Origin of the sequence: Leclercia sp. UBA5076 (assembly GCF_002416465.1) — a bacterium.
Taxonomy (GTDB): Bacteria; Pseudomonadota; Gammaproteobacteria; order Enterobacterales; family Enterobacteriaceae; genus Enterobacter.
On record NZ_DIAO01000021.1, the window covers coordinates 15,165 to 39,212 of the forward strand.

24 protein-coding genes are annotated in these 24,048 nt (G+C 56.6%); 15 read left to right on the top strand and 9 right to left on the bottom strand.

Annotated elements, in window-relative coordinates; all coding sequences use genetic code 11:
* Positions 1 to 8: 8 nt before the first annotated feature.
* The 3 genes from B3X29_RS21145 to rimL all read left to right on the top strand — a co-directional run bounded on the left by B3X29_RS21145 (position 9) and on the right by rimL (position 3,336).
* On the top strand, positions 9 to 782 hold the full coding sequence (locus B3X29_RS21145; protein WP_103179733.1) for an ABC transporter substrate-binding protein: 774 nt from the start codon (positions 9 to 11) through the stop codon (positions 780 to 782).
* Between the two features lie 248 nt (positions 783 to 1,030).
* Positions 1,031 to 2,686 carry a glucan biosynthesis protein D gene (locus B3X29_RS21150; protein WP_103179732.1) on the top strand — a complete coding sequence of 552 codons (1,656 nt, stop codon included), beginning with the start codon at positions 1,031 to 1,033 and terminating at the stop codon, positions 2,684 to 2,686.
* A gap of 101 nt (positions 2,687 to 2,787) precedes the next feature.
* Positions 2,788 to 3,336, top strand: coding sequence for a 50S ribosomal protein L7/L12-serine acetyltransferase (gene rimL, locus B3X29_RS21155; protein WP_103179731.1), 549 nt, complete (start codon positions 2,788 to 2,790; stop codon positions 3,334 to 3,336).
* Here the strand turns inward: rimL and ydcK are convergent.
* Positions 3,331 to 4,311, bottom strand: a complete 981-nt coding sequence (ydcK, locus tag B3X29_RS21160; RefSeq protein WP_159339367.1) for a YdcK family protein — start codon at positions 4,309 to 4,311, stop codon at positions 3,331 to 3,333. The two genes, rimL and ydcK, sit on opposite strands and share 6 nt — an antisense overlap.
* 122 nt (positions 4,312 to 4,433) lie before the next feature.
* On the opposite strand from ydcK, the gene tehA reads away from it, so the two are divergent.
* The 5 genes from tehA to B3X29_RS21185 all read left to right on the top strand — a co-directional run bounded on the left by tehA (position 4,434) and on the right by B3X29_RS21185 (position 7,600).
* Complete coding sequence (gene tehA, locus B3X29_RS21165) at positions 4,434 to 5,438, top strand: dicarboxylate transporter/tellurite-resistance protein TehA (protein WP_103179729.1); 1,005 nt, start codon at positions 4,434 to 4,436, stop codon at positions 5,436 to 5,438.
* The gene (tehB, locus tag B3X29_RS21170) at positions 5,435 to 6,031 is read left to right on the top strand and encodes a tellurite resistance methyltransferase TehB (RefSeq protein ID WP_159339366.1); all 597 of its coding nucleotides are present in this window, start codon (positions 5,435 to 5,437) and stop codon (positions 6,029 to 6,031) included. The genes tehA and tehB overlap by 4 nt, the downstream gene beginning before the upstream one ends.
* 279 nt (positions 6,032 to 6,310) lie before the next feature.
* Entirely contained in the window at positions 6,311 to 6,802 is a 492-nt protein-coding gene (locus B3X29_RS21175) for an Hcp family type VI secretion system effector (RefSeq protein ID WP_103179727.1), read from the top strand.
* 10 nt (positions 6,803 to 6,812) lie between these two features.
* Positions 6,813 to 7,169, top strand: a complete 357-nt coding sequence (locus B3X29_RS21180) for a tlde1 domain-containing protein (protein ID WP_103179726.1) — start codon at positions 6,813 to 6,815, stop codon at positions 7,167 to 7,169.
* Positions 7,166 to 7,600 carry a hypothetical protein gene (locus B3X29_RS21185; protein WP_159339365.1) on the top strand — a complete coding sequence of 145 codons (435 nt, stop codon included), beginning with the start codon at positions 7,166 to 7,168 and terminating at the stop codon, positions 7,598 to 7,600. Before B3X29_RS21180 ends, B3X29_RS21185 begins: the two co-directional genes overlap by 4 nt.
* 79 nt (positions 7,601 to 7,679) lie before the next feature.
* Here the strand turns inward: B3X29_RS21185 and pepT are convergent, their stop codons facing one another.
* Positions 7,680 to 8,909 carry a peptidase T gene (gene pepT, locus B3X29_RS21190; protein WP_159339364.1) on the bottom strand — a complete coding sequence of 410 codons (1,230 nt, stop codon included), beginning with the start codon at positions 8,907 to 8,909 and terminating at the stop codon, positions 7,680 to 7,682.
* 115 nt (positions 8,910 to 9,024) lie between these two features.
* Between pepT and B3X29_RS21195 the strand changes: the two genes are divergently transcribed.
* Together B3X29_RS21195 and B3X29_RS21200 are read left to right on the top strand one after the other, a co-directional pair.
* Entirely contained in the window at positions 9,025 to 10,617 is a 1,593-nt protein-coding gene (locus B3X29_RS21195; protein ID WP_156654568.1) for an ABC transporter substrate-binding protein, read from the top strand.
* A 140-nt stretch (positions 10,618 to 10,757) separates the two neighbouring features.
* Complete coding sequence (locus B3X29_RS21200) at positions 10,758 to 11,429, top strand: DUF3313 domain-containing protein (RefSeq protein WP_103179722.1); 672 nt, start codon at positions 10,758 to 10,760, stop codon at positions 11,427 to 11,429.
* A gap of 35 nt (positions 11,430 to 11,464) precedes the next feature.
* Here B3X29_RS21200 and B3X29_RS21205 read toward each other — a convergent pair whose 3' ends face one another.
* Positions 11,465 to 12,361 (bottom strand): DMT family transporter, encoded by an 897-nt coding sequence (locus B3X29_RS21205; protein ID WP_156654567.1) that lies wholly within the window; start codon positions 12,359 to 12,361, stop codon positions 11,465 to 11,467.
* Between the two features lie 186 nt (positions 12,362 to 12,547).
* On the opposite strand from B3X29_RS21205, the gene B3X29_RS21210 reads away from it, so the two are divergent.
* A complete protein-coding gene (locus tag B3X29_RS21210; RefSeq protein ID WP_156654566.1) occupies positions 12,548 to 13,420 on the top strand; it encodes an AraC family transcriptional regulator in 873 nt (290 codons plus the stop codon).
* Here the strand turns inward: B3X29_RS21210 and B3X29_RS21215 are convergent.
* On the bottom strand, positions 13,400 to 14,587 hold the full coding sequence (locus tag B3X29_RS21215; protein ID WP_255410822.1) for a benzoate/H(+) symporter BenE family transporter: 1,188 nt from the start codon (positions 14,585 to 14,587) through the stop codon (positions 13,400 to 13,402). The two genes, B3X29_RS21210 and B3X29_RS21215, sit on opposite strands and share 21 nt — an antisense overlap.
* Positions 14,588 to 14,655: 68 nt before the next feature.
* Here B3X29_RS21215 and B3X29_RS21220 point away from each other — a divergent pair, with 68 nt between their 5' ends.
* Positions 14,656 to 15,183 (top strand): helix-turn-helix domain-containing protein, encoded by a 528-nt coding sequence (locus B3X29_RS21220; RefSeq protein ID WP_103179718.1) that lies wholly within the window; start codon positions 14,656 to 14,658, stop codon positions 15,181 to 15,183.
* An 80-nt stretch (positions 15,184 to 15,263) separates the two neighbouring features.
* On the top strand, positions 15,264 to 17,228 hold the full coding sequence (locus B3X29_RS21225; RefSeq protein WP_159339363.1) for a peptidase U32 family protein: 1,965 nt from the start codon (positions 15,264 to 15,266) through the stop codon (positions 17,226 to 17,228).
* Here B3X29_RS21225 and B3X29_RS21230 read toward each other — a convergent pair whose 3' ends face one another.
* The 5 genes from B3X29_RS21230 to B3X29_RS21250 form a co-directional block, all read right to left on the bottom strand.
* The gene (locus B3X29_RS21230) at positions 17,229 to 17,459 is read right to left on the bottom strand and encodes a DUF2554 family protein (protein ID WP_103179716.1); all 231 of its coding nucleotides are present in this window, start codon (positions 17,457 to 17,459) and stop codon (positions 17,229 to 17,231) included.
* 445 nt (positions 17,460 to 17,904) lie between these two features.
* The gene (locus tag B3X29_RS21235; protein ID WP_103179715.1) at positions 17,905 to 18,033 is read right to left on the bottom strand and encodes a DUF2474 domain-containing protein; all 129 of its coding nucleotides are present in this window, start codon (positions 18,031 to 18,033) and stop codon (positions 17,905 to 17,907) included.
* On the bottom strand, positions 18,033 to 19,043 hold the full coding sequence (gene cydB / locus B3X29_RS21240; RefSeq protein ID WP_159339362.1) for a cytochrome d ubiquinol oxidase subunit II: 1,011 nt from the start codon (positions 19,041 to 19,043) through the stop codon (positions 18,033 to 18,035). The genes B3X29_RS21235 and cydB overlap by 1 nt, the downstream gene beginning before the upstream one ends.
* Positions 19,043 to 20,449, bottom strand: coding sequence for a cytochrome ubiquinol oxidase subunit I (locus tag B3X29_RS21245; protein ID WP_103179713.1), 1,407 nt, complete (start codon positions 20,447 to 20,449; stop codon positions 19,043 to 19,045). The genes cydB and B3X29_RS21245 overlap by 1 nt, the downstream gene beginning before the upstream one ends.
* 231 nt (positions 20,450 to 20,680) lie before the next feature.
* Positions 20,681 to 21,709, bottom strand: a complete 1,029-nt coding sequence (locus B3X29_RS21250) for an LLM class flavin-dependent oxidoreductase (protein WP_159339361.1) — start codon at positions 21,707 to 21,709, stop codon at positions 20,681 to 20,683.
* Between the two features lie 359 nt (positions 21,710 to 22,068).
* Here B3X29_RS21250 and B3X29_RS21255 point away from each other — a divergent pair, with 359 nt between their 5' ends.
* Together B3X29_RS21255 and B3X29_RS21260 are read left to right on the top strand one after the other, a co-directional pair.
* Entirely contained in the window at positions 22,069 to 22,257 is a 189-nt protein-coding gene (locus B3X29_RS21255) for a hypothetical protein (RefSeq protein WP_039028652.1), read from the top strand.
* A 112-nt stretch (positions 22,258 to 22,369) separates the two neighbouring features.
* On the top strand, positions 22,370 to 23,788 hold the full coding sequence (locus B3X29_RS21260) for a PLP-dependent aminotransferase family protein (RefSeq protein WP_290567410.1): 1,419 nt from the start codon (positions 22,370 to 22,372) through the stop codon (positions 23,786 to 23,788).
* Positions 23,789 to 24,048: the final 260 nt, after the last annotated feature.

A 24,048-nucleotide genomic window follows, 5' to 3' on the forward strand; every position in this document is an offset into this window, starting at 1 on the left:
GTTCAGATATGAAAGTAAAAGCCTTCGTTGTCGGCCTGGGGTTGCTGTGTTCGTTTTCCTCACTTGCCGCAACCGAATTACGTTACGGCGTAGAAGCTGAGTATCCGCCTTTTGAGAGCCGTAACGCCTCGGGTGAACTGGAAGGGTTTGATATTGAGCTGGGGAACGCAATTTGCGCGGCGGCGGCCCTGAAGTGCAGCTGGGTTGAAACCTCGTTTGACGCGCTGATCCCGGGGCTGGTGGCGAAGAAATTCGACGCCATCAACTCGGCGATGAACATCACCGACCAGCGTCGCCAGAGCATCGACTTCACCCAGCCGATCTACCGTATTCCATCTCAGCTGGTGGGCAAGACCGGTAGCGCGGTGGACGCCACCCCGGAAGGGCTGAAGGGCAAGACCGTGGGCGTGTTGCAGGGCTCCATTCAGGAAACCTACGCCAAGGAGCACTGGGAAAAACAGGGTGTCACCGTGGTGTCGTATAAAGATCAGAACATGGCCTGGGGCGATCTGCTGAATGGCCGTATTGACGCCTCGCTGGTGATGTCTGCCGCCGGACAGGCGGGCTTCCTGAGCAAGCCACAGGGGAAAGGCTTTGGCTTTATCGGTAAGCCGGTCGCCGATGACACCATCCTGGGCAGCGGGATCGGCTATGGCCTGCGTAAAGGCGATGAGGCCACCAAAAAGCAGCTTGATGCCGCCATTGATAAAGTCCGTGCTGACGGCACTATCGACAAGCTTGCGCAGAAGTACTTCCCGGGCATCGATGTCAGCGTGAAATAATCATCTTACGCTAAGCCTCCGACGATGATGTCCGTCGGGGGCTTTTTTAAACATAACTTTACCTCCGTTTCAGGCAATTCCCCTCGACAGAAAATTCTTTCGCGCTTTGTTCATATTCTCGCCTGCCAACAATTGGATTCTTAACCGTTTTTGTTTAGGCTGTGCCCTTTTAATGATGTTCTTTCTTGCCGTTGTTTCGCCTTAAGCGAAACCCACCACCCCACGACCATAAGGACGTTTTTCCAGGCATGAATCGCAGACGTTTTTTAAAAGGATCTCTGGCCGTCGCCGCAGTAAGCGGAACTTCCGGTTTCGCCGCACTCTTTTCCCAGGCGGCCAGTGCAGCTGAATCGGATATTGCGGACGGCACCAGCCGCCGTTTCGACTTTTCTGTGCTGCAATCCATGGCTCACGACCTGGCGCAAACACCGTGGGGTGGTGCGCCGCGTCCGCTGCCGGATACGCTGGCAACACTGACACCGCAGGCTTATAACAGCATCCAGTACGATCCAAAGCAGTCGCTGTGGAACAACATCGAAAACCGCCAGCTTGATGTGCAGTTCTTCCACGTCGGGATGGGCTTCCGCCGTCGGGTGCGCATGTTCTCCCTGGATAACCAGACCGCCCAGGCGCGTGAGATCCACTTCCGCCCGGAACTCTTCAACTACCACGACGCGGGGGTCGATACTAAGCAGCTGGAAGGGCAGAGCGACTTAGGCTTCGCCGGTTTCCGCGCCTTTAAATCGCCGGAGCTGGCGCGCCGCGATATCGTCTCTTTCCTCGGCGCGAGCTACTTCCGCGCGGTTGACGACACCTATCAGTATGGGCTCTCCGCCCGCGGCCTGGCGCTGAACACCTACGCCGACAGCACCGAGGAGTTCCCGGACTTCACCGCCTTCTGGTTTGAAACCGTTAAACCCGGGGCGACCACCTTCACGGTCTACACCCTGCTCGACAGCCCGAGCATCACCGGGGCCTATAAGTTTGTGATCCACTGCGAGAAGACCCAGGTGATCATGGATGTCGAAAACCATCTCTACGCCCGTAAAGAGATCCAGCAGTTGGGTATTGCCCCGATGACCAGCATGTTCGCCTGCGGCAACAACGAGCGCCGCGTCTGCGACACCATTCATCCGCAGATCCACGACTCCGATCGTCTGGCGATGTGGCGCGGCAACGGCGAATGGGTTTGCCGCCCGCTGAATAACCCGCAAAAGCTGCAATACAACGCCTATACCGACAAAAACCCGAAAGGTTTTGGTCTGCTCCAGCTTGACCGCGACTTCTCCCACTATCAGGACATCATGGGCTGGTACAACAAGCGCCCAAGCCTGTGGGTTGAGCCGCGTAACCAGTGGGGCAAAGGCACCGTCGGGCTGATGGAGATCCCGACCACCGGCGAAACCCTGGATAACGTGGTCTGCTTCTGGCAGCCGGAAAAACCGGTGAAGGCGGGGGATAAACTGAACTTCCAGTACCGTCTCTACTGGAGCGCCAGGCCGCCGGTCCGTTCCCCGCTGGCAAACGTGCTGGCCACCCGTACCGGCATGGGCGGCTTCCCGGAAGGCTGGGCCCCTGGCGAGCACTATCCGAAGGTGTGGGCGCGCCGTTTTGCGGTCGATTTTGTCGGCGGCGATCTGAAAGCGGCCGCGCCAAAAGGGATCGAGCCGGTAATCACCCTCTCCAGTGGCGAAGCGAAGCAGATTGAGATCCTCTATGTGGAGCCGTTCGATGGCTATCGCATCCTGTTCGACTGGTACCCGACCAGCGATTCGACCGATACGGTGGATATACGGATGTTCCTGCGCTGTCAGGGCGAAGCGATCAGCGAAACCTGGCTGTATCACTATTTCCCGCCCGCGCCGGATAAACGTCAGTATGTAGACGACCGCGTAATGCGTTAAGCCTTTGCCGGGTGGCGGCTGCGCCTTACCCGGCCTACGAACTGCACCAAACCGTAGGCCGGGCAAGCGCATGCGCCGCCCGGCGTTGCAGAGGAAGCACGATGACCACACCAACTGAAGAGATCATTCCCGTCAATGCGCATATCGAACTGCGTGCCGCCGACGAGCGTTACACCTCCGAGCTGCATAATCTGGTGATCAAAAACCGGGCGTGGTTACAGGACTACCTTAACTGGCCGCAATATGTCGGCACCGAAGAGGACACCCGCCAGAACATTCAGAGCAACCAGATGCTGCATCAACGGGGTTACGCCAAGATGTTCCTGATTTTTCACGATAATGCGCTGGTGGGGGTGCTGTCGTTTAACGCCATCGAGCCGCTGAATAAAACCGGCTATATCGGCTACTGGCTGGATGAAGCGCATCAGGGGCAGGGTATTTTGTCCCAGGCACTGGAGGCCTTTATCCGCCACTACGCCGGACGCGGAGAGATCCGCCGTTTCGTCATCAAGTGCCGCGTTGACAACGCCGCCAGCAATCAGGTGGCGCTGCGCAACGGCTTTGTGCTGGAAGGGTGTCTGAAAGAGGCGGAATTCCTCAACGGAGGCTATGACGACCAGAACATCTATGCCCGGATCTGCACCTCATAATGCACCAATCAGCGGCGTGCGGGTGATATGCTGCGCGCCGTTAATCACCTTCTCACCGCGCAGGTGGATCATCTCGCCTTCCGCCGCCTCAATCACCGCGTCATCGGTAATCTCAATATGATGCTCGATCAGCACTTCCCCGCGAATGCGTGCCCGACCCTGAATCACCACTTTGTCATCTATTAAAATCGGTCCGCCGCGTAGCCAGGCTTCGCCGCCAATCAGCACATGGTGTTTAATCACGCAGTTGCCCTCAACCAGGGCATTTTCCGCCACCTGGGAGCTGTAGCGCAGGGTAGGGATGGCATCCTCCTCCAGCCCCGCGAGCAGGCGCGCGTTGCCGTACACTTTGGCGCAGTCGCATACCCAGACGTTGTTCACTTCGTTGCCTTCGATCAGCGCGTTGTCAAAAATTTCAGCGCGATGCTCAACAAAGGCGTAGCTGACATTGGCGTTGCCGTAGATCTGCGCCTGATGTACCACCCGCGACTGGCTGACCGTGGCCTCGCCAAAAATACGCAGGATCTGCTCATTGTCCGGGGTTAACCCTTTAGCGGCGATCACCATGCTGTTGTGCAGGATGCGGGCATTACCAAACAGATGGCATTCACCACGCACCACCGAAGACTGAACGGTGACGTTGTCACTTAAGCGCGCGCCGTGGCCGATCTCGGCTCCGTCAACCCATGCGTTATCGCCGACAGACGCCTGATGACTAATTACGCATGGCCGGGTAAGGCGCGCGTTACCGCTCACCTGTGCCCCGGCAAAGACCACGCTGTTCTCGTCGTAGATCCAGCAGTCATCCTCCTGCGAGAGCGCCGATTGGTCATCGATCCAGCCCCCCCGGGTGCCGCTTTTCACATCGCTGAAATCACGCGCGGCGATAATCTGGCGTACTTTTACCGCTGTTTTGGTCTCGCCATCCTGCCAGTGGTGCAGACGGCTCTCTTCGCTGAGTTGATATTTATTCATCACTGTGTCCGCAGTTGTCCTCTTTACTAACCGTAGCAAACTTTGGCTTGATCGAAAGAGTGGCATCGGCAAATGAAACTCCTTAAACTAGCATTTCAAATATAATTTATAGCTTAAAAAAAATGTACAAGACTCAACCCGCTGAACGCGTTCTTAATTTGCCCGCTGGCTACTACGGTATGGTGCTGGGTACGATTGGTATGGGCTTCGCCTGGCGCTATGCCAGCACCATCTGGCCGGTGCCGCACTGGCCGGGGGAGATGCTGGTGTTGCTGGCGATGACGATCTGGCTGCTGTTAACCGTGGCGTTTATCACCCGCGCGGTGCGGTTTCCCGGCAGCGTCCTGGCGGAGATGCGTCATCCGGTAATGAGCAGCTTTGTGAGTCTGTTCCCGGCCACCACCATGCTGGTGGCGATTGGCTTTGTGCCCTGGTATCGCCCGCTGGCGCTGGCCTTGTTCAGCGTGGGCGTGGTGGTGCAGTTGAGCTATGCGGCGTGGCAGTCCGCCGGGCTGTGGCGCGGCAAACATCCGGAGGAGGCGACCACCCCGGGGCTCTACCTGCCGACGGTGGCTAACAACTTTATCAGCGCCATGGCCTGCGGCGCACTCGGGTTTCACGATGCCGGGCTGGTGTTTCTCGGCGCGGGGGTCTTCTCCTGGCTGAGCCTGGAACCAGTGATACTGCAACGGCTGCGCAGCGCGGGTGAACTGCCTGCGCCAATGCGCTCATCTCTCGGTATTCAGCTGGCCCCTGCGCTGGTGGCCTGTAGCGCGTGGCTCAGCGTCAACGGCGGCGAGGCGGATACCTTTGCCAAAATGCTGTTCGGCTATGGCCTGTTGCAATTACTCTTTACCCTGCGGCTGATGCCCTGGTATCTGTCGCAGCCCTTTAATGCTTCATTCTGGAGCTTTTCGTTCGGCGTCTCGGCGCTGGCCACCACCGGCTTGCATCTGGGGCAGAGTAGCCCGTCCGGTTTCTTTCACGCCATCGCCATTCCGCTCTTTATTTTTACCAATGCCATCATTGCGCTATTACTGGTGCGTACGTTTATCCTGTTGATGCAGGGGAAACTGTTGGTTCGTGCAGACAAAGCAACGCTTATGCAAGCTGAGGAAAAAGAATGACTGTGTTTGATGAGAACTACTTTACCGAAAAATATGGCCTGACCCGTACCCACTCCGAAGTGCTCTACAGCGCCGGGATTGTTAAGCCGGGCAAGACGCTGGATCTCGGCTGCGGCAACGGGCGAAACAGCCTCTACCTTGCGGCGAACGGCTTTGACGTCACCGCGTGGGATAAAAGTCCGATGGGCATCGAGAATATCGAGAGCATCAAGGCGAAAGAGGGGATCACTAACCTGCAGACGGCGGTCCAGGATATCAACATCCTGCGCTTTGACGGCGAATACGATTTTATTCTCTCTACCGTGGTGATGATGTTCCTGCAGGCGGAAACCATCCCCAATCTTATCGACAACATGCAGCGCTGCACGAAACCCGGCGGCTATAACCTGATTGTGGCCGCAATGGATACCGACGATTATCCGTGCAACGTCGGCTTCCCGTTCGCGTTTAAAACCGGCGAGTTAAGCGACTACTATGCGGGCTGGGAACTGCTGAAATATAACGAGGAGGTGGGCGAGCTGCACCGCACCGACGCCCAGGGGAACCGCATTAAGCTGCGTTTTGCCACGATGCTGGCGCGTAAGCCGACGTAACCGTTCTTGCCCGGCGGCGCAGGGCTTGCACGGGCCTGTAATACCGTAGGCCGGGTAAGGCGCAGCCGCCACCCGGCCTATCCGCGAATACAATAGTAAATAGGTTCGTTATCAGACCCCGGTCAGGTTTTTCCGGTCTTTTTTATTTGCATCAAGGAAACATCAGATCGTTTTATGTACCGTCGCACAAAAGTTGACGGATGATTTTTTAAGCTATAGCGTGGACTGGCATGTAAGTGCATAACATTACAGGATTTTCTTAAATGGAGTTTAACTCAAATGGCAATTCCGGCGTATTTATGGCTTAAAGACGACGGTGGTGCAGATATTAAAGGTTCTGTCGACGTCTACGGGCGTGAAGGCAGCATAGAAGTCATCGGCCTCAATCATGGCGTAATGCAACCCACCGACAAGCACAACGGCAAGGCAACCAGCCTGCGTGTACATTCTCCCTACTCATTCGATAAAGAGATCGACGCCTCCAGTCCCTATCTCTACAAGGCCGTTAGCACGGGCCAGAAGCTTAAATCCGCTGAGTTGAAGTTTTACCGCATTAATGACGCAGGACAAGAGGTGGAATACTTTTCAACTCTTATGGAGGGCGTAAAGGTTGTCAGCGTCTGCCCAATGATGCTGGATGTCAAAGATCCAGATTATGAGAAACATAATCACATTGAGCTGGTGGAGCTGTTGTATGAAAAAATAACGTGGCGCTATGCCGATGGTAACATTATGCATGCAGACAGCTGGAACGACCGTAAGACGGCATAAGGAGAAGGTAATGGGATGGAAGTATGAGCAGTCGACTGGCAAGATGTATAAAGATGGCAAGCTAATCGAGACCGGCTACTCCGGCGCACTCACCAATAAAAACAATCCTGACCGTCAGCATGTCAGGGGATTGGGACCTATACCAAGAGGGACCTATAAAATCTCAGGGCATTCAAATTCAAAAGGACCGGTAACTATCATTCTTGAGCAAGTCACCGGCGAGAGCTTTGGTCGCTCAGCGTTTCGTATACATGGCGAACGAATCGAAGGACCTGCAGGGTTCGCATCTGCAGGCTGTATTATTCTTTCGTTGTCGACACGTCGGCAGATAATCCGCGACAGCACCGATCTGGAGGTGGTGCGATGAAGTGGCTGGCCGTTTTACTGCTAGCGATTATCTCACTTCCGGCAATGGCTGAAGAAACAGATTGGCCTTCCGCTCTGCACGGCGTGGCTGCTGGCGAGGCGGAGTGGATTGAACAGATCCCGGTGCTGGCTGCAATGGCTGACGTTAAGCAGGCTCAACAACTTGAAGACGCGATGGCCTTAGCCTTGTCAACGAACACCACCGTTACGCTCCGGGTGCTGCAAACCATTGATGCTGGAAAATGGCCGCACATGATTGGTAGCGACATCATCTGTACCCCTCCGACCGAGAAATCAGCGGTAGAGATCGAGGCGTTCTACCAGCGTACGCGGCAGGCGTTACTGAAAACGAGCGATGGCGCTAAATGTCTCTGGATACTCGAAGCATCCTGGGAAGAGCTTAAAGCAGATAATAACCGTCAGGTTAAATAAAAAATTAACCCGGTCATGTCATGACCGGGTTCTCCAGTTTGCGCACGCTAAGTGAAAACCGAATAAAACGCCAACCCGCTTAACGTGCCGCCAGCAGACAGAGCCGCAGCGCCGTGTTGTACGACGCCTCGAATGATTTCAACGGTAAAAACTCAAATTTTGAGTGGAAGTTATGGGCGCCGGTGAAGAAGTTCGGGGTTAACAGCCCCTTCGCCGAGAGCGCTGCACCGTCGGTGCCGCCGCGCATTGGGGTCGGTTTTGGCGTGATGCCTAAACTTTCCATCGCCTCGAACATCAGGTCGATTGCCCGGCGATCGTCACCTACCGCATTGCTAATGTTGCTGTAGGTATCTTCGATATGCCAGCTTACCTGCGCGGTGGGGTGTTGAGCGGCAATCTTCTCCGCCACTTCGCCAATTTGCGCCTTACGGGCGGCAAAACTCTCACGGTCGAAATCACGAATGCTCGCCTTCAGCAGCGCCTCGTTCTGTCCGGCCTGAATGCCGTTAAACCAGATATAACCTTCCCGGCCCTCGGTATGCTCCGGGGTTTGCAGGCGATCGAAATGGTTGATGTAGTCGGTTGCCATCAGCAGCGGGTTCACCAGCACGCCCTTCGCCGACATGGGGTGCGCCGTCACGCCGGTAAAGCGAATCTCCGCTGCCGCCGCGTTGAAGTTCTCGTAAACAATCTCCCCCAGCTCGCAGCAGTCGATGGTCCAGGCGAAATCGACATCAAAACGGGCCAGATCCAGCGCTTTCGCCCCGCACAGGCCAATCTCTTCGTCCGGCACAAAGGCCACCACGATATCGCCATGCTTATGCTCAGCGGTAAGGTTCTCCAGCAGCGTCATCACCACCGTCACCGCCGATTTGTTGTCGGCGCCCAGTACGCTGGTGCCGTCGCTGAAAATGATCTCTTCATTGGGGTAAGCGAGGATTTCAGGATGTTCGCTGACCCGCAGCCAGATATCTTTTTCTGCATTCAGGCAGAGATCATCTCCGGTAAAGGTGAGGATCTGTGGATGAATATCCGGTGACAAACCGACGTCAACGGTATCGATATGGGTGATAAAACCGATTCGCGGCGCGCCGGGAACATTGCCCTTTTTTACCGCGGTGACGGTGGCAAATTCGTCGATCACGATCTCCGACAAACCCAGCGTTTGCAGCTCTGCGGCCAGCATCCGTGCCATCTCATGCTGGCCGGGTGTGGAGGGCAGGGTTTTCACCTTTGGGTCGCTCTGGCTGGTGACAGCCAGGTAGCGAAAGAAGCGTTGGGTTAATTGTCTGGCGAGCGCAGAAGCCATGGTGGATCCTTCTTTATTTGAGTTATCAGGTGTTTGCGAAATCACTTTAATGATATTTATGGTTTGGCACGACAAAAAATTCATTAGCCGTCAAATTAAAAGACAGGAAAACGCGATGAAAAGCAACCTCACAAAACTGGCGCTAACCGTCGCCGCGCTGACGGTCAGTTCCACCGTTGCCGCTAAAACGCTGGTCTATTGTTCCGAAGGATCGCCTGAGAACTTTAACCCGCAACTCTATACCTCCGGCACCAGCGTGGATGCCAGCGCGGTGCCGGTCTATAACCGGCTGGTGGATTTTACGCCGGGCACTACCGATCTGGTGCCAAGCCTGGCCGAAAGCTGGGAAGTGAGCGAAGACGGCAAGGTCTACACCTTCCATCTGCGCAAGGGGGTGAAGTTCCAGAGCAACAAGCTGTTCACTCCAACGCGAGACTTTAACGCCGATGATGTGATCTTCTCGTTTATGCGACAGAAAGATCCGAAGCATCCTTATCACAACGTCTCTAACGGTAACTATTCGAATTTCGAAAGCCTGGAGTTTGGCAAGCTGATTACCGCCATTGATAAAGTGGACGATCACACGGTGCGCTTCACCCTGGCGCATCCGGAAGCGCCGTTTGTCGCGGACTTAGCGTGGTACTTCGCCTCGATCCTCTCCGCTGAGTATGCGGATGCGATGATGAAAGCCGGCACGCCAGAGAAGGTGGATATGGAGCCGATTGGCACCGGGCCGTTTAAGCTGGCGAAATACCAGAAAGACTCGCGCATTCTGTTCACCGCCTTCCCGGAGTACTGGCAGGGTAAAGCAAAACTGGATCGTCTGGTGTTCACTATCGTCCCGGACGCTTCAGTGCGCTTCGCCAAGCTGGAGAAAAACGAATGTCAGGTGATGCCGTTCCCGAACCCCGCCGACCTGCCGCGGATGAAGGCCAACAAAGATCTTAACCTGATGAGTAAGGCCGGGCTGAATACCGGCTTCCTGTCGTTTAACACCCAGAAACCGCCGCTGGATAATGTCAAAGTGCGCCAGGCGCTGGCGATGGCGATTAACAAACCGGCTATTATCGAGGCCGTATTCCAGGGGACCGGAACGGCGGCTAAAAATCTGCTGCCGCCGGGCGTGTGGAGCGCGGACAGCGAGTTGAAGGACTACGATTACGATCCTGAAAAGGCCAAAGCCCTGCTGAAAGAGGCCGGCTTTGCCAACGGGATGACCATCGACCTGTGGGCGATGCCGGTGCAGCGTCCGTACAACCCCAATGCCAAACGGATGGCCGAGATGATTCAGGCCGACTGGGCAAAAGTTGGCGTGCAGACCAAAGTCGTCACCTACGAGTGGGGGGAATACCTTAAGCGGGTGAAGGGGGGCGAGCATCAGGCGGCCCTGATGGGCTGGACCACGGCCACGGGCGACCCGGATAACTTCTTTGGTCCGCTCTTTACCTGTACCTCGGCCAACGGCGGTTCTAATTCCGCGAAATGGTGCTATCCACCATTTGATAAAATTATTGCTGAAGCTAAATCTATTACCGATCACGATAAACGGGTGGCGTTATATAAACAGGCGCAACAAATGATGCACGATCAAATGCCTGCGGTAATGATTGCGCACTCCACTATTTTCGAACCCGTCCGTAAAGAGGTGACTGGCTATGAAATAGACCCGTTCGGTAAACATTTATTCTGGCAAGTGGATATAAAATAATCATTTAATGCTGCCCGTTATCGTTACGGGCACTCTTTTTTCAATTTGTGCTGTTTTCCTCATTTTTTGTCACTTTTTTTCCGGCCAACTTTTGCTATAACTTCACTTGCATATTTGCACTTCACAGGGATACACCCATTATGCGTACTACTACTTTATTTAAAGTTGCCGCGCTCTCCGGCCTGTTGCTTCTCGCTGGCTGTGCGTCAAAAGTGGCGGAGCCTGATCAATATTCAGGTTTTTTAAAAGACTACTCAGGGCTTAAAGAAACGACTTCCGCATCGGGCAAACCAACGCTGCGCTGGGTCGATCCGTCTTATGACGAATCGAAATATGACAGCATTATCTGGAACAATATTACCTACTATCCGGAGCCAAGACCGACCACCCAAATCGGTAAGCGCACTCTGGATGAATTGTTAGCTTATACCAACACCAAAATGAAGACCGCTATCGGCCAGCGCAAACCTGTTGTTGCGTCGCCTGGTAAGCACAGCCTGATTTTCCGCGGTGCCATCACGGGCGTCAGCTCGCAGAAAGAAGGTCTGCAGTTCTATGAAGTGGTTCCTGTTGCGCTGGTCGTGGCGGGTACGCAGATGGCAACCGGCCACCGAACCATGGATACCCATCTCTACTTTGAAGGCGAGCTGATTGACGCCCAGACCAACAAGCCGGTGATTAAAGTGGTGCGTAAAGGGGAAGGTAAAGAGCTGAGCAACGAAAGTACGCCAATGACCTTCGCAACCCTGAAGCAGGTTGTGGATGACATGGCGACCGATGCCACCATGTTTGATGTGCATAAAACCCAATAATATCAGGCCGGCCTGCCGCGTGCAGGCCGGTTTTGTTACGCCGTTCGTAGCCGTCGGAACCAGCTCTCCGGGCGGGCAAACATCACCAGATTCCCCGTTAAGATCAGCAGCAGCCCCGCAATCCCGTTGCTATGCCAGACATAGCCTTCATACACCGTAGAAAATGAGAGCGCCACCAGCGGAAACAGCAGGGTGCTGTAAGCCGCCTTGCCTGCGCCAATTCTTCCTGCCAGCGTGAAGTAGGCGCCAAAGGCAATCACCGAGCCAAAGAGCGCCAGATAGAGCAGCGCACCCATGTAGCTTACCGACCAGACCGGCGTAAAGTCATCCCCGCGGATCAGCGCAATCGCCCCCATCACCAGCGTACCGTACAGCATCGCCCAGGCGTTGGTGGTCATGGTCTCCAGACCGTTGCGCTGGTGGCGCAGGCTGATCATATTGCCCAGCGAAAAACCGTAGGTGCCCAGCGCCGAGAGGGCAATGCCAAACAGCAGACCGGCACTCCAGCCGCTGGCCAGCAGGTCGTTCCAGAAGAGTGTTATGATGCCGAGCAGCCCCAGCGCCGCCGCCAGATAAAAACGCGCGGGCGGACGCTGACCAAAAAAGAGAAAACTGTTCAGGGCGTTATAGAGCACCGCCATGGAGAAAATCACCGACTCCAGCCCGGTATTGATATACGCCGCCGCGGTGTAAAAACACCAGAAATTAAAGCAAAAGACGCAGCATCCTTGCAGGCCGCAAAACAGATGGTCGCGCAAGGCCAGCGGACGCAGGCGGCGCAGAATCAGCAGCACCGCCATGATGGTGGCGGTGGCGACGGCAAAGCGCCAGAAAATAGAGACCGGCGCGGGGACCGGCCCTTGTTGTAGATAGATGGCAATCCAGGTGGTTCCCCAGATAATGACGACCAGAGCGTACAAAAATGCGTTCATCCTATTTCTCTTTTCAGCAAAGTCTGGGGGTCAGTATGGCGGCAGGGAAACGGGTCTTCTTTCACAGACTTGCGGTGGACTTGCATAATCTTGCGCTTTTTTCCTGACCTGCGCGGAAGAGGACTGGCACTGAGGCGAAGAACTTTTTAGACTTGTTAACTCTTATTAACAACCGGGTGAGTGGTTATGGCTGAGACCTACGGTGCCTTTGAAAATCTGCGCAAACATAAAGCGGTATTGCACAATGCCGTGGCGCTGAATTCAGGGATCCAGCTGGCGGCCTGGTCGAATAAGCGCGACACCATCACCCAGTATTGCGATCACCATACGCTCAGTCTCTATATCGCCGACGGCTACGAGAGCTATCACAAAACCACCGCCGGCTGGAAAAATGGCGGCGGTCCGGACCGTTTCTGCCTGATGCCCAAAGAGAGCGAGTCCACCTGGGATATTCGCGACGATCTGTCGTTTGTGCATCTCTACTGTACCGATGACCACCTGCGTAGCGTCGGGGAGCAGGTGTGGGACAAAAGCCCCTACAGCTTTACCCTTGACGAAAATCTGTTTGGTGACGATGCCAGCATCACCGCCCTGTATCGCCATTTTATCCTTGGCTGCGACTGGCAGCAGTCTGCTAACCAGCTCACGCTGAGTACCGCCTCCACGCTGCTCCTGACCCATCTGGTGCAGCATTACAGTAACGTGCAGTGGGCGTTGCCAACGGTCACGGGCGGCCTGTCGCCGTTCGTCCTGCGTAATGTGCTGGCCTTTATCGAAGAGAATCTGGCCCAGCCGCTGACCCTGGCGGAACTGGCCGCCCAGGCAAGCTTAAGCGAGTTTCATTTTGCCCGCATGTTCCGTCAGTCGATGCAGATGGCGCCGCACCAGTATGTGATGCAGCGGCGGATGGAGAAGGCCAAAACCCTGGTGCGGACCACCCGCCAGCCGCTCACCGACATTGCCCTGGCCTGCGGATTCAGCTCCGCCAGCCATTTCAGCAACCGCTTTCGCGCCGCCACCGGGCTTACGCCGTCCCAGCTACGAGCGGCGAGTACGTAGCAGCAGGGCGTAGCAGACGCCGCCCGCCACCAGCCCCCAGAACGCCGAGCCTATCCCCGCAAGGGTTGCGCCGCTGGCGGTCAGCAGAAAGGTCACGATGGCGGCATCGCGCTCGGCCTCATTATGCAGCGCCTGATGCAGACTGCCGCTGATGGTGCCCAGCAGCGCCAGACCTGCCAGCGTCTGGATCCAGCTTAGCGGCAGAGCCGCCATCAGTCCGCTAATTGAGCCGCCAAAAATGCCGGCCAGCAGGTAAAAGACTCCCGCCGCAGCCGCAGCCAGCCAGCGTTTACCGGCATCCGGGTGCGCATCCGGGCTCTGACAGATGGCGGCGGTGATCGCCGCAATGCAAATGGAGTAGACGCCAAACGGCGACAGCAGCAGCGCCAGCCCGCCGGTGACAATGATGAGCGGCGAGACGGCCACCGGATAGCCGGAGGCTTTCATCGTGGCGAACCCCGGCGCATTCTGTGACGCCATGGTGACTAAAAAGAAGGGCAGGCCGATGCTGATAAGCGTGGTGAGATTGAAGGTGGGGGCGATAAATTGCGGCATCACCAGTGCGAAAGTGAGTCTGTCCGTGACAACGTCACCTTTCAGCGCCGCGACTAATCCACCCACCAGCAGGGTGGCGACGATGGCATAGCGTGGGGCAAAGGCTTTGGTCAGCAGCCAGGCCAGCAGCATACTGCCACATAACAGCAGATGCCCCTCCAGATTGCTGAAGGCCTGTAACCCGAAGCGCAGCAGCACCCCGGCAAGCATCGCCGCCGCCAGTGAATGGGGGATGATCTTCATCAGTCGGGCAAACAGGCCGCTGACGCCACAGATAACGATCAGGGCATTGGCAAAAATAAAGATGCCGATGGTTTCTGAAAGCGTGACTCCTTGCAGGCTGGTCGCCAGCAGGGCGGCACCCGGTGTCGACCAGGCGGTGAGCACAGGAGCTTTATACCACCACGACAGCCCCAGCGTGCTGATCCCCATCCCCAGACCCAGGGCGGTCATCCAGCCTGCAATCTGCGGGGCCGTTGCGCCTGCCGCTGCCGCAGCTTGCCAGATAATAGCGGCAGAGCTGGCGTAGCCCACCAGTACGGCAACGAAACCGGATAAGAGGGTGGGAAAGGTGAGCGAGGATGCGCGCATGAGAACTCCGTTGTGCGTTATAACAGCCGTGAATGTAGCACTGTGCGTTATAGCATACAAGTGGTACACTCGCGGCAAGAGGAGGGGCTATGGACATTACGCAACATCTTGCAATTACGCTGAAAACGCTGCGCCAGGCGCGCGGCTGGAGCCTGTCGAAGCTGGCTGAAGAGACCGGGGTGTCAAAAGCAATGCTCGGCCAGGTCGAGCGGAACGAATCCAGCCCGACGGTCTCGACGCTGTGGAAAATCGCTACCGGACTCAACGTGCCGTTCTCCACCTTTATCACCCCCGAAGCGGAAAACCCGCCGGTATTCGATCCCCAGCAGCAGGCGATGGTGGTGAAACCGCTCTTTCCCTGGGATGAGGCGCTGAAATACGATCATTTCTCGATTACCCTCGCGCCGGGCGCCCTCAGTGAATCCACCCCGCACGAGGCCGGGGTAATTGAGCATGTGGTAGTAATAAGCGGTGAGCTGGAGATGCAGATCGACGGCGTCTGGCAGACGCTTTTACCTGATACCGGCCTGCGTTTTGCCGGAGATAAACCGCACGCCTACCGCAACAGCAGCGGCCAGACGGTGCACTTTCACTCACTCATCCATTATCCCCGATAAAGACACGCAAAACTGTTTCACTGGCCCATACTTCTGACTACAATAGCCGCCATTTTGACCATAACGGATAACGACGAAGTATGCGCCTGCCATCCCATCATCTTGAACTTTTAAGCCCGGCTCGTGACGCCGCCATTGCCCGTGAAGCGATCCTTCACGGTGCCGATGCGGTCTATATCGGCGGCCCTGGTTTTGGCGCCCGCCATAATGCCAGCAACAGCCTGCGCGATATCGCCGACCTGGTGCCGTTCGCCCACCGTTTTGGGGCGAAAGTGTTCGTGACCCTGAACACCATTCTTCATGATGATGAACTGGAACCGGCGCAGCGTCTGATTACCGATCTGTATCAGACCGGCGTTGATGCGCTGATCGTCCAGGATATGGGTGTCCTTGAGATGGATATCCCGCCGATCGAGCTGCACGCCAGTACCCAGTGCGATATCCGCACCGTGGAAAAGGCGAAGTTCCTCTCGGATGCCGGTTTCACCCAGATCGTGCTGGCCCGTGAACTGAACCTCAACCAGATCCGCGATATCCACCAGGCGACCGACGCCACCATCGAGTTCTTTATCCACGGCGCGCTGTGCGTGGCCTACTCCGGGCAGTGCAACATCTCCCACGCCCAGACCGGGCGCAGCGCCAACCGCGGCGACTGCTCCCAGGCGTGTCGTCTCCCCTATACCCTGAAAGACGATCAGGGCCGGGTGGTGGCTTTTGAAAAACACCTTCTGTCGATGAAAGACAACGACCAGACCGCTAACCTGGGCGCGCTGATCGACGCGGGCGTGCGCTCCTTCAAGATTGAAGGGCGTTACAAGGACATGAGCTATGTGAAGAACATCACCGCCCATTACCGCCAGATGCTCGATGCCATTATTGAAGATCGCGGCGATCTGGCCCGCAGCTCCGCCGGACGTACCGAGCACTTCTTTATTCCGTCTACCGACAAGACCTTCCATCGCGGCAGTACCGACTACTTTGTGAATGCGCGCAAAGGAGATATCGGCGCGTTCGACTCGCCGAAGTTTATCGGCCTGCCGGTGGGTGAAGTGCTTAAAGTCTCCAAAGAGCATCTGGATGTGGAAGTGACCGAACCGCTGGCGAATGGCGATGGCCTGAACGTGATGATCAAACGTGAAGTGGTCGGCTTCCGCGCCAACACGGTGGAGAAAACCGGTGAAAATCGCTACCGCGTCTGGCCAAACGAAATGCCTGCCGACCTGCATAAAGTGCGTCCGCATACCCCCCTGAACCGTAACCTGGACCATAACTGGCAGCAGGCGCTGCTGAAAACCTCCAGCGAGCGCCGCGTTGCGGTGGACATCGAGCTGGGCGGCTGGGAAGAGCAGCTGATCCTGACCATGACCAGCGAAGACGGTACCAGCGTCACCCATACCCTGGACGGGCAGTTTGAGGTGGCGAACAACGCCGAAAAAGCGCTGAACAACCTGAAGGATGGCGTCGCTAAGCTGGGTCAGACTATCTATTACGCCCGGGATATTCAGGTCAACCTGCCTGGCGCGCTCTTTGTGCCGAACAGCCTGTTGAACCCGTTCCGTCGTGAAACGGCCGAGATGCTGGACGCCGCGCGCCTGGCCAACTACCCGCGTGGCAGCCGCAAAGCGGTCTCTGTACCGCCGCCGGTCTACCCGGAAACGCATCTCTCATTCCTGGCGAACGTCTACAACCACAAGGCGCGGGCATTCTATCAGCGCTATGGCGTGGAACTCATTGATGCTGCGTATGAAGCCCACGAAGAGAAGGGCGACGTACCGGTGATGATCACCAAGCACTGCCTGCGCTTCGCCTTCAACCTCTGTCCAAAACAGGCCAAAGGCAATATCAAGAGCTGGAAGGCGACGCCGATGCAGCTGGTGAATGGTGATGAGGTGTTAACCCTGAAATTTGACTGCCGTCCATGCGAGATGCACGTCATCGGCAAGATGAAAAATCACATCCTTAAAATGCCTCAGCCGGGCAGCGTGGTGGCTTCCGTCAGCCCTGACGATCTGCTCAAAACGCTGCCGAAGCGTAAAGGCGCGTAATTAACGAAAATGTGTATCCGGTTTGCGCGACTTCTGCCAGTGGTGATGTTCGCGCAAGCCGTCTGCCGACTCTTCTGCCACCACCCGTAACTCATCGCTATCCGCCTCGTGGCGCAGCTGCTGCTCGACGTTCTTCACCCAAAAAAATTCATGTCCTTTATGGTTGGCCATCAGTTGGCCGGAGAAAAGGGCGCAGGTGAGCATTATTGTTGATAACGTTTTTTTAAACATCTTGCCACCGGTTGATTACGTTTACGCAGTATGATGCCGATAGTTTCGTGAGGTTATTATTCGGGTTTTTAAAGGCGGGAAAGGATTTGTTGGGATTTGTAGGGATGGGGAAGGTGGGATATGCGGCGGTTGAGGGAGTTCCGTTCACCTTGCGTTCCTTGCTTCTCTGCAAACCACGTCACCCGTGAACGTGTTAAGGGGGCTATTGCCGCCCCCTTAACAATCCCGGCTCCCGGCAAGAAAATCGCCGCTTCGCGGTGCCCTCAGCTTATTCCCTCCGGCTATCGGGTCGGGGGCGATCCTACATCCCTGTAGGTCGCCCCCTCTCGGCGCATCCATGCGCCTCGCCCCGGCCTGCGGTCAACGCTTCGGCGATTTTCAGCCGGACCAGGGAGCCGCTGTAAATTGAGTGTTATGTAGCGGCCAAATTATCGCTTTAAGTTGGCTAGTGTGACTTAAACCCCGCCGCCGTCATCAGCATACGGAAGAAAAACCCCACCAGCGCCAGCGCCAGCACGCTGCCGCCCCAGATAATCACCATCCACATCAGACGTTTCCAGACAGGTTGATTCATCAATGATAGCCCTCCCCAGGCTGGACTTTTCCGCGAAATACGTAGTAACTCCAGAAAGTGTAGACAAGGATGATCGGGATAATAAACAACGCCCCCACCAGCATAAAGCCCTGGCTCTGGGCAGGCGCAGCGGCCTGCCAGAGGGTGACAGAGGGCGGAATGATATGCGGCCAGATGCTGATCCCAAGTCCGCTAAAACCGAGAAAGATTAACCCAAGAGTCAGCACGAACGGCAGATGGTGGCTATGCGGGTTATCCAGGCAGCGCCACTGCCACAGGCCCAGCAGCGCCACCAGCAGCGGAACCGGCAGCAGGAAGAACAGGTTCGGCAGGCTAAACCAGCGATCGGCAATGGCCGGGTGCGCCAGCGGTGTCCAGAGGCTGATCGCCGCAATGATGACCAACAACGCCAGCAGCAGGCGCTTCGATATCTTACGCATCCGACCCTGAAGCGGGTTTTCACTTTTCATCACCAGCCAGGTGGCGCCCAGCAGGGCGTAGGCCACTACCAACCCCAGGCCGCAAAAGAGGCTGAACGGGGTAAACCAGTCGAACGGCCCCCCGGCAAAAGCGCGGCCGCTGACCGGAAAGCCGTTGATTACCGCGCCCACGACCATCCCCTGGGTAAAGGTGGCGAGCAGTGAACCGCCAATAAACGCCTTATCCCAGAAAGGACGATGTGCGGGCGTCGCCTTAAAGCGGAACTCGAACGCCACCCCGCGGAAAATCAGCCCGATCAGCATTAAGGTGAGCGGAATGGTCAGGGCATCGATGATCACCGCATAAGCCAGCGGAAAGGCGCCAAACAGCGCGGCTCCGCCTAATACCAGCCAGGTTTCGTTCCCGTCCCACACCGGGGCGACGCTGTTGACCATCACGTCCCGGTCGTCCGCGTCCTGGATGGCGGGAAACAGAATACCGATACCGAGATCGAAGCCGTCCATCACGATGTACATCAGGGTGGCAAAGACAATAATCACAAACCAGATCAGGGAGAGGTCGATGCCCATTATGGTGTCTCCTTGTGAGTGAATTCAGCGCTCGCAGCCGAGAGCGGGCGCGCCGGGCGGCCATCGTTTTCGGTCGGGAAGCTCTCTACTTCCTGCGGCCCTTTTTTAATCAGGCGCACCATGTAGCTGTAGCCGACGCCAAAGACCGAGGTGTAGACCACGATAAAGGCCAGCAGGCTGACGCTCATGTGCAGATCGCCGTGGGCCGATACCGCATCTCTGGTGCGCTGGAGTCCGTAGACCACCCAGGGCTGACGGCCCACTTCGGTGGTCACCCACCCGGCGAGAATCGCAATTAAGCCCGACGGTCCCATCAGCAGGGCAAACCACAGGAAAGGCCGGGAGTAATAGAGCCGCTGCCTGTAGCGCAGCCACAATGCGATCGCGCCCAGGAGCAGCATTAGCAGGCCCAGCCCGACCATAATGCGGAACGACCAGAAGACGATGGTTGAGTTGGGCCGATCCGCTTTCGGGAACTCTTTCAACGCCGGAACCTGCTTATCCAGGCTGTGGGTGAGGATCAGGCTGCCGAGCGCCGGGATCTCAAGGCCATAGCGGGTGCGCTCCTGCTCCATATCCGGCCAGCCAAACAGCAGCAGCGGCGTCGGCTCGCCGGGCGGGTTCTCCCAGTGACCCTCAATAGCGGCAATTTTGGCCGGCTGATGCTTCAGGGTATTGAGGCCATGCATATCCCCGACCAGCGCCTGTAGGGGGGCGACGATCAGCGTCATCCAGAGCGCCATTGAGAACATGCGGCGAATGGCGGGGGTATTGTTCCCGCGCAGCAGATGCCAGGCCGCCGAGGCCGCGACAAACAGCGCGCTGCTGAGAAACGCGGCAATCGACATATGCAGCAGGCGATAGGGGAAAGAGGGGTTAAACACCACCGCCAACCAGTCCACCGGCACCACCTGGCCGTTGACGATCTCATAGCCCTGCGGAGTCTGCATCCAGCTGTTGGAGGCGAGGATCCAGAAGGTGGAGATAATCGTGCCCAGCGCCACCATGCAGGTGGCAAAGAAGTGCAGCCCCGGCCCGACTTTGTTCCAGCCGAAGAGCATCACCCCCAGGAAACCCGCTTCGAGGAAGAAGGCGGTGAGCACTTCATAGGTCAGCAGCGGACCGGTAATGCTGCCCGCAAACTGGGAAAAACCGCTCCAGTTGGTGCCAAACTGGTAGGCCATCACCAGCCCGGAGACGACGCCCATGCCAAAGTTAACGGCGAAAATCTTCGACCAGAAATGGTACAGCGAGCGCCAGACGGGGTTTTTGCTTTTCAGCCACAGCCCCTCCAGCACCGCCAGATAGCTGGCGAGGCCAATGGTGATCGCCGGGAAAATAATGTGGAAGGAGACAGTAAAAGCAAACTGGATCCTCGCAAGAACAAACGCATCTAAACCAAACATGCACAACCTCAAGGTCAATCGGTGTGACTGTTATGGTAAATCAGCGCGAAAATCAGTATCAGAGACAGAAAAGGGGAATTTTTGTATAACAGTTTCAGGAAAACAGGGCGTTATCCGGAAGTGTTAAAGTTAGTTGCCACCACGCCCGGCGGCGCTTCGCTTGCGCGGGCCTACGGGCAGGGACTTTGTAGGCCGGGTAAGGCGTTAGCCGCCACCCGGCACAACGTTTGTTTATTCGTCCCGCCACCCCATCGCCGGTGCTACATGCTTCAGAATCGACTCGATCACATGCACGTTATACTCCACGCCCAGCTGGTTCGGCACCGTCAGTAACAGCGTATCCGCCTCGGCAATTGCTTCGTCCTGCTTCAACTGGGCAATCAGCTTGTCCGGCTCGGCGGCATAGCTGCGCCCGAAGATGGCGCGGGTTTTCTCATCCAGATAGCCCACGCTGTCGCTTTCATTACGGCTGGAGCCGAAGTACATCCGGTCGCGATCGTCCATCAGGGCGAAAATGCTGCGGCTGACCGAGACGCGCGGGGTGCGGGTATGTCCCGCTTCGGCCCAGGCGGCACGGTAGGCGCGGATCTGTTTTGCCTGCTGAATATGGAACGGCTCGCCGGTTTCGTCATCTTTCAGGGTAGAGCTTTGCAGGTTCATCCCGAGCTTCGCGGCCCACACGGCGGTGGCGTTAGAGCCTGCGCCCCACCAGATCCGTTCCCGCAGACCTTCGGCGTGCGGCTCCAGGCGCAGCAGGCCCGGCGGGTTAGGGAACATCGGCTGTGGGTTGGGTTTAGCAAACCCTTCGCCGCGCAGCACATCCAGCAGCACTTCGGTGTGACGGCGCGCCATATCCGACTCGTTTTCGCCCTCCGCGGGCACATAGCCAAAGTAGCGCCAGCCATCGATCACCTGTTCCGGCGAGCCGCGGCTGATCCCCAGCTGTAAGCGTCCGCCAGAGATCAAATCGGCTGAGCCCGCATCTTCCGCCATATAGAGCGGGTTTTCATAACGCATATCGATTACGCCGGTGCCGATCTCAATCCGGCTGGTTTTTGCGCCAATGGCGGCCAGCAGCGGGAAAGGGGAGGCGAGCTGGCGGGCAAAATGGTGCACCCGGAAATAAGCGCCATCCGCGCCCAGCTCTTCGGCGGCGACCGCCAGATCAATAGACTGCAGCAGCGCGTCAGCGGCGCTGCGAGTGCCGGACTGCGGTGACGGCGTCCAGTGACCAAATGATAAAAAACCGATCTTTTTCATTCCGGGTTTTCCTGATTTCTGAGAAACAACATAACCCTTACTTTACGGATTACCCGATGAGAAGAAATGGCGTTTATTTAACAGATGAGGTCAAAAAATTTGAATGAATTCAGCGGCTCTGCTTGTTTTATGGAAGGATAGTGTAAATACCGCTTGCATCCTTCCATCATTAATGCGTTAATGCTCTTTCGGTTTGAAATCCAAAAATATCTGAAGCAGTTCCTAAAGCAATCTCATCACGTTGTGCCTCTCCACAGTCGCTCCTGGGTTTTATCTTTACGCTCTGATTAGTTTTGTCTCAGACCCTTATTGCCTTTAAGGCCCATTAGTTTTTACGTGTATACGTACAGGAGATTTACATGAGTTCTACTATCCATTTTCGTTGCCCATGCTGTCATGGTTCGCAGTTCCGTACTTCCATTTTCGACGTGTCTGAAAAAAATCCACACGGTGCGAAGTGCATTTTCTGCAAATCCTCCATGATCACCCTCGACCATTTAGCGGCCTCCCGTCATGCCCGCCAGGTCCCGTTTGAGCTGCGCAAGTAATTCAGTCAGGCGCCGTCACGCCTGCTGACATTCCTCTCTCACCTATAACAGTTTATTAATTCTGCCTTTTTTCTCCTGCTGATATACTATGTAACGCAGCAAGGAGAACCCGATGAAAAAATACCAGCGCCTGGCGCAGCAAATCATTTCGCAGATCGACCTGGGCGTCTGGCAGCCCGGCGATAAGCTGCCCTCCCTGCGTGAGCAGGTGACCAGCAGCGGGCTGAGCTTTATGACTGTCGGCCATGCGTACCAGATGCTGGAGAGCCAGGGGCATATTGTGGCGCGCCCGCAGTCGGGTTATTACGTCGCCGCCCGTCCCAGCGGAGAGCAGCCGATGCCGCCCGCGCAGGTGATGCGCGACGAGTCGGTGGATATCAATACCTATATCTTCGATGTGCTGCAGGCCAGCCGCGATCCCGCGGTGGTACCCTTTGCCTCGGCCTTTCCCGACCCGCGTCTCTTTCCCTTACAGCAGCTGAACCGTTCCCTGGCGAACGTCAGCAAAACCGCCACCGCCATGAGCGTGATCGAGAACCTGCCGCCGGGCAACGTCGATCTGCGCCACGCCATCGCCCGCCGCTATGCCCAACAGGGGATGAACATCTCCCCGGATGAAATTGTGATTACCGCGGGCGCGCTGGAAGCCCTGAACCTCAGCCTGCAGGCGGTCACCGAGCCGGGCGACTGGGTGATTGTGGAGAATCCCTGCTTCTATGGCGCGCTGCAGGCGCTGGAGAGGCTGAAGCTGAAGGCGCTGTCGGTGGCGACCGACGTGCGCGACGGTATCGATCTCAACGCCCTGGCGCAGGCGCTGAACGACTACCCGGTTAAAGCCTGCTGGCTGATGACCAACGCGCAGAACCCGCTGGGCTTTACCCTCAGCGCCGACAAAAAAGCGCAGCTTGTCGCATTACTCGCCCGGCACAACGTCACCCTGATTGAAGATGATGTTTACAGCGAGCTCTATTATGGCCGCGAAAAGCCGCTCCCGGCGAAAGCCTGGGATCGCAGCGACATGACCCTGCACTGCTCCTCCTTTTCCAAATGTCTGGTGGCCGGGTTCCGCATTGGCTGGGTCGCCGCCGGGAAACATGCCCGCCGCATCCAGCAGCTTCAACTGATGAGCACCTTGTCCACCAGTTCGCCCATGCAGCTGGCGCTGGTGGATTATCTCGCCACCAAACGTTACGACGCTCATCTCAGGCGCCTGCGCCGCACCCTGGCTGAGCGCAAGCAGCAGGCGTGGCAGGCGCTGCTGCGCCATCTGCCCAATGAGGTGAAAATTCACCACAGCGACAGCGGCTATTTTTTATGGCTGGAGCTGCCCGTGCCGCTGGACGCCGGTGAGCTCAGCGCCCGGGCGCTGAAGCACCACATCAGCATTGCGCCGGGCAAAATGTTCTCCACCTCCGATACCTGGACGTCATTTTTCCGCTTCAATACCTCGTGGGCCTGGGGAGAGCGGGAGGAGCAGGCGGTGATCCAGTTAGGGCAAATAATTAGCGGGATGTTAAAAACGCAAAAATAAGTTTTTCTCGCTATTGATCGTAGCCGCTAAATAATCATTTCTTATCCCCTTAATCACGCCGCAATTAATTTGCGGCGTTTTTTATTATCGCTCATAGGAAATATGCATAACCTCTTCGCCTGCTAACCCCTTGTCTATAATCCAGTTACCGGGGAATGCGCCCCCGGTCACAACCTGGCGAAATTTCTCAGGCCTGCCGGGTGCGCTGCAATGGCGCGGTCTACGTTTAATTAAGGAGATATTCTACCGGCACGGCTGCC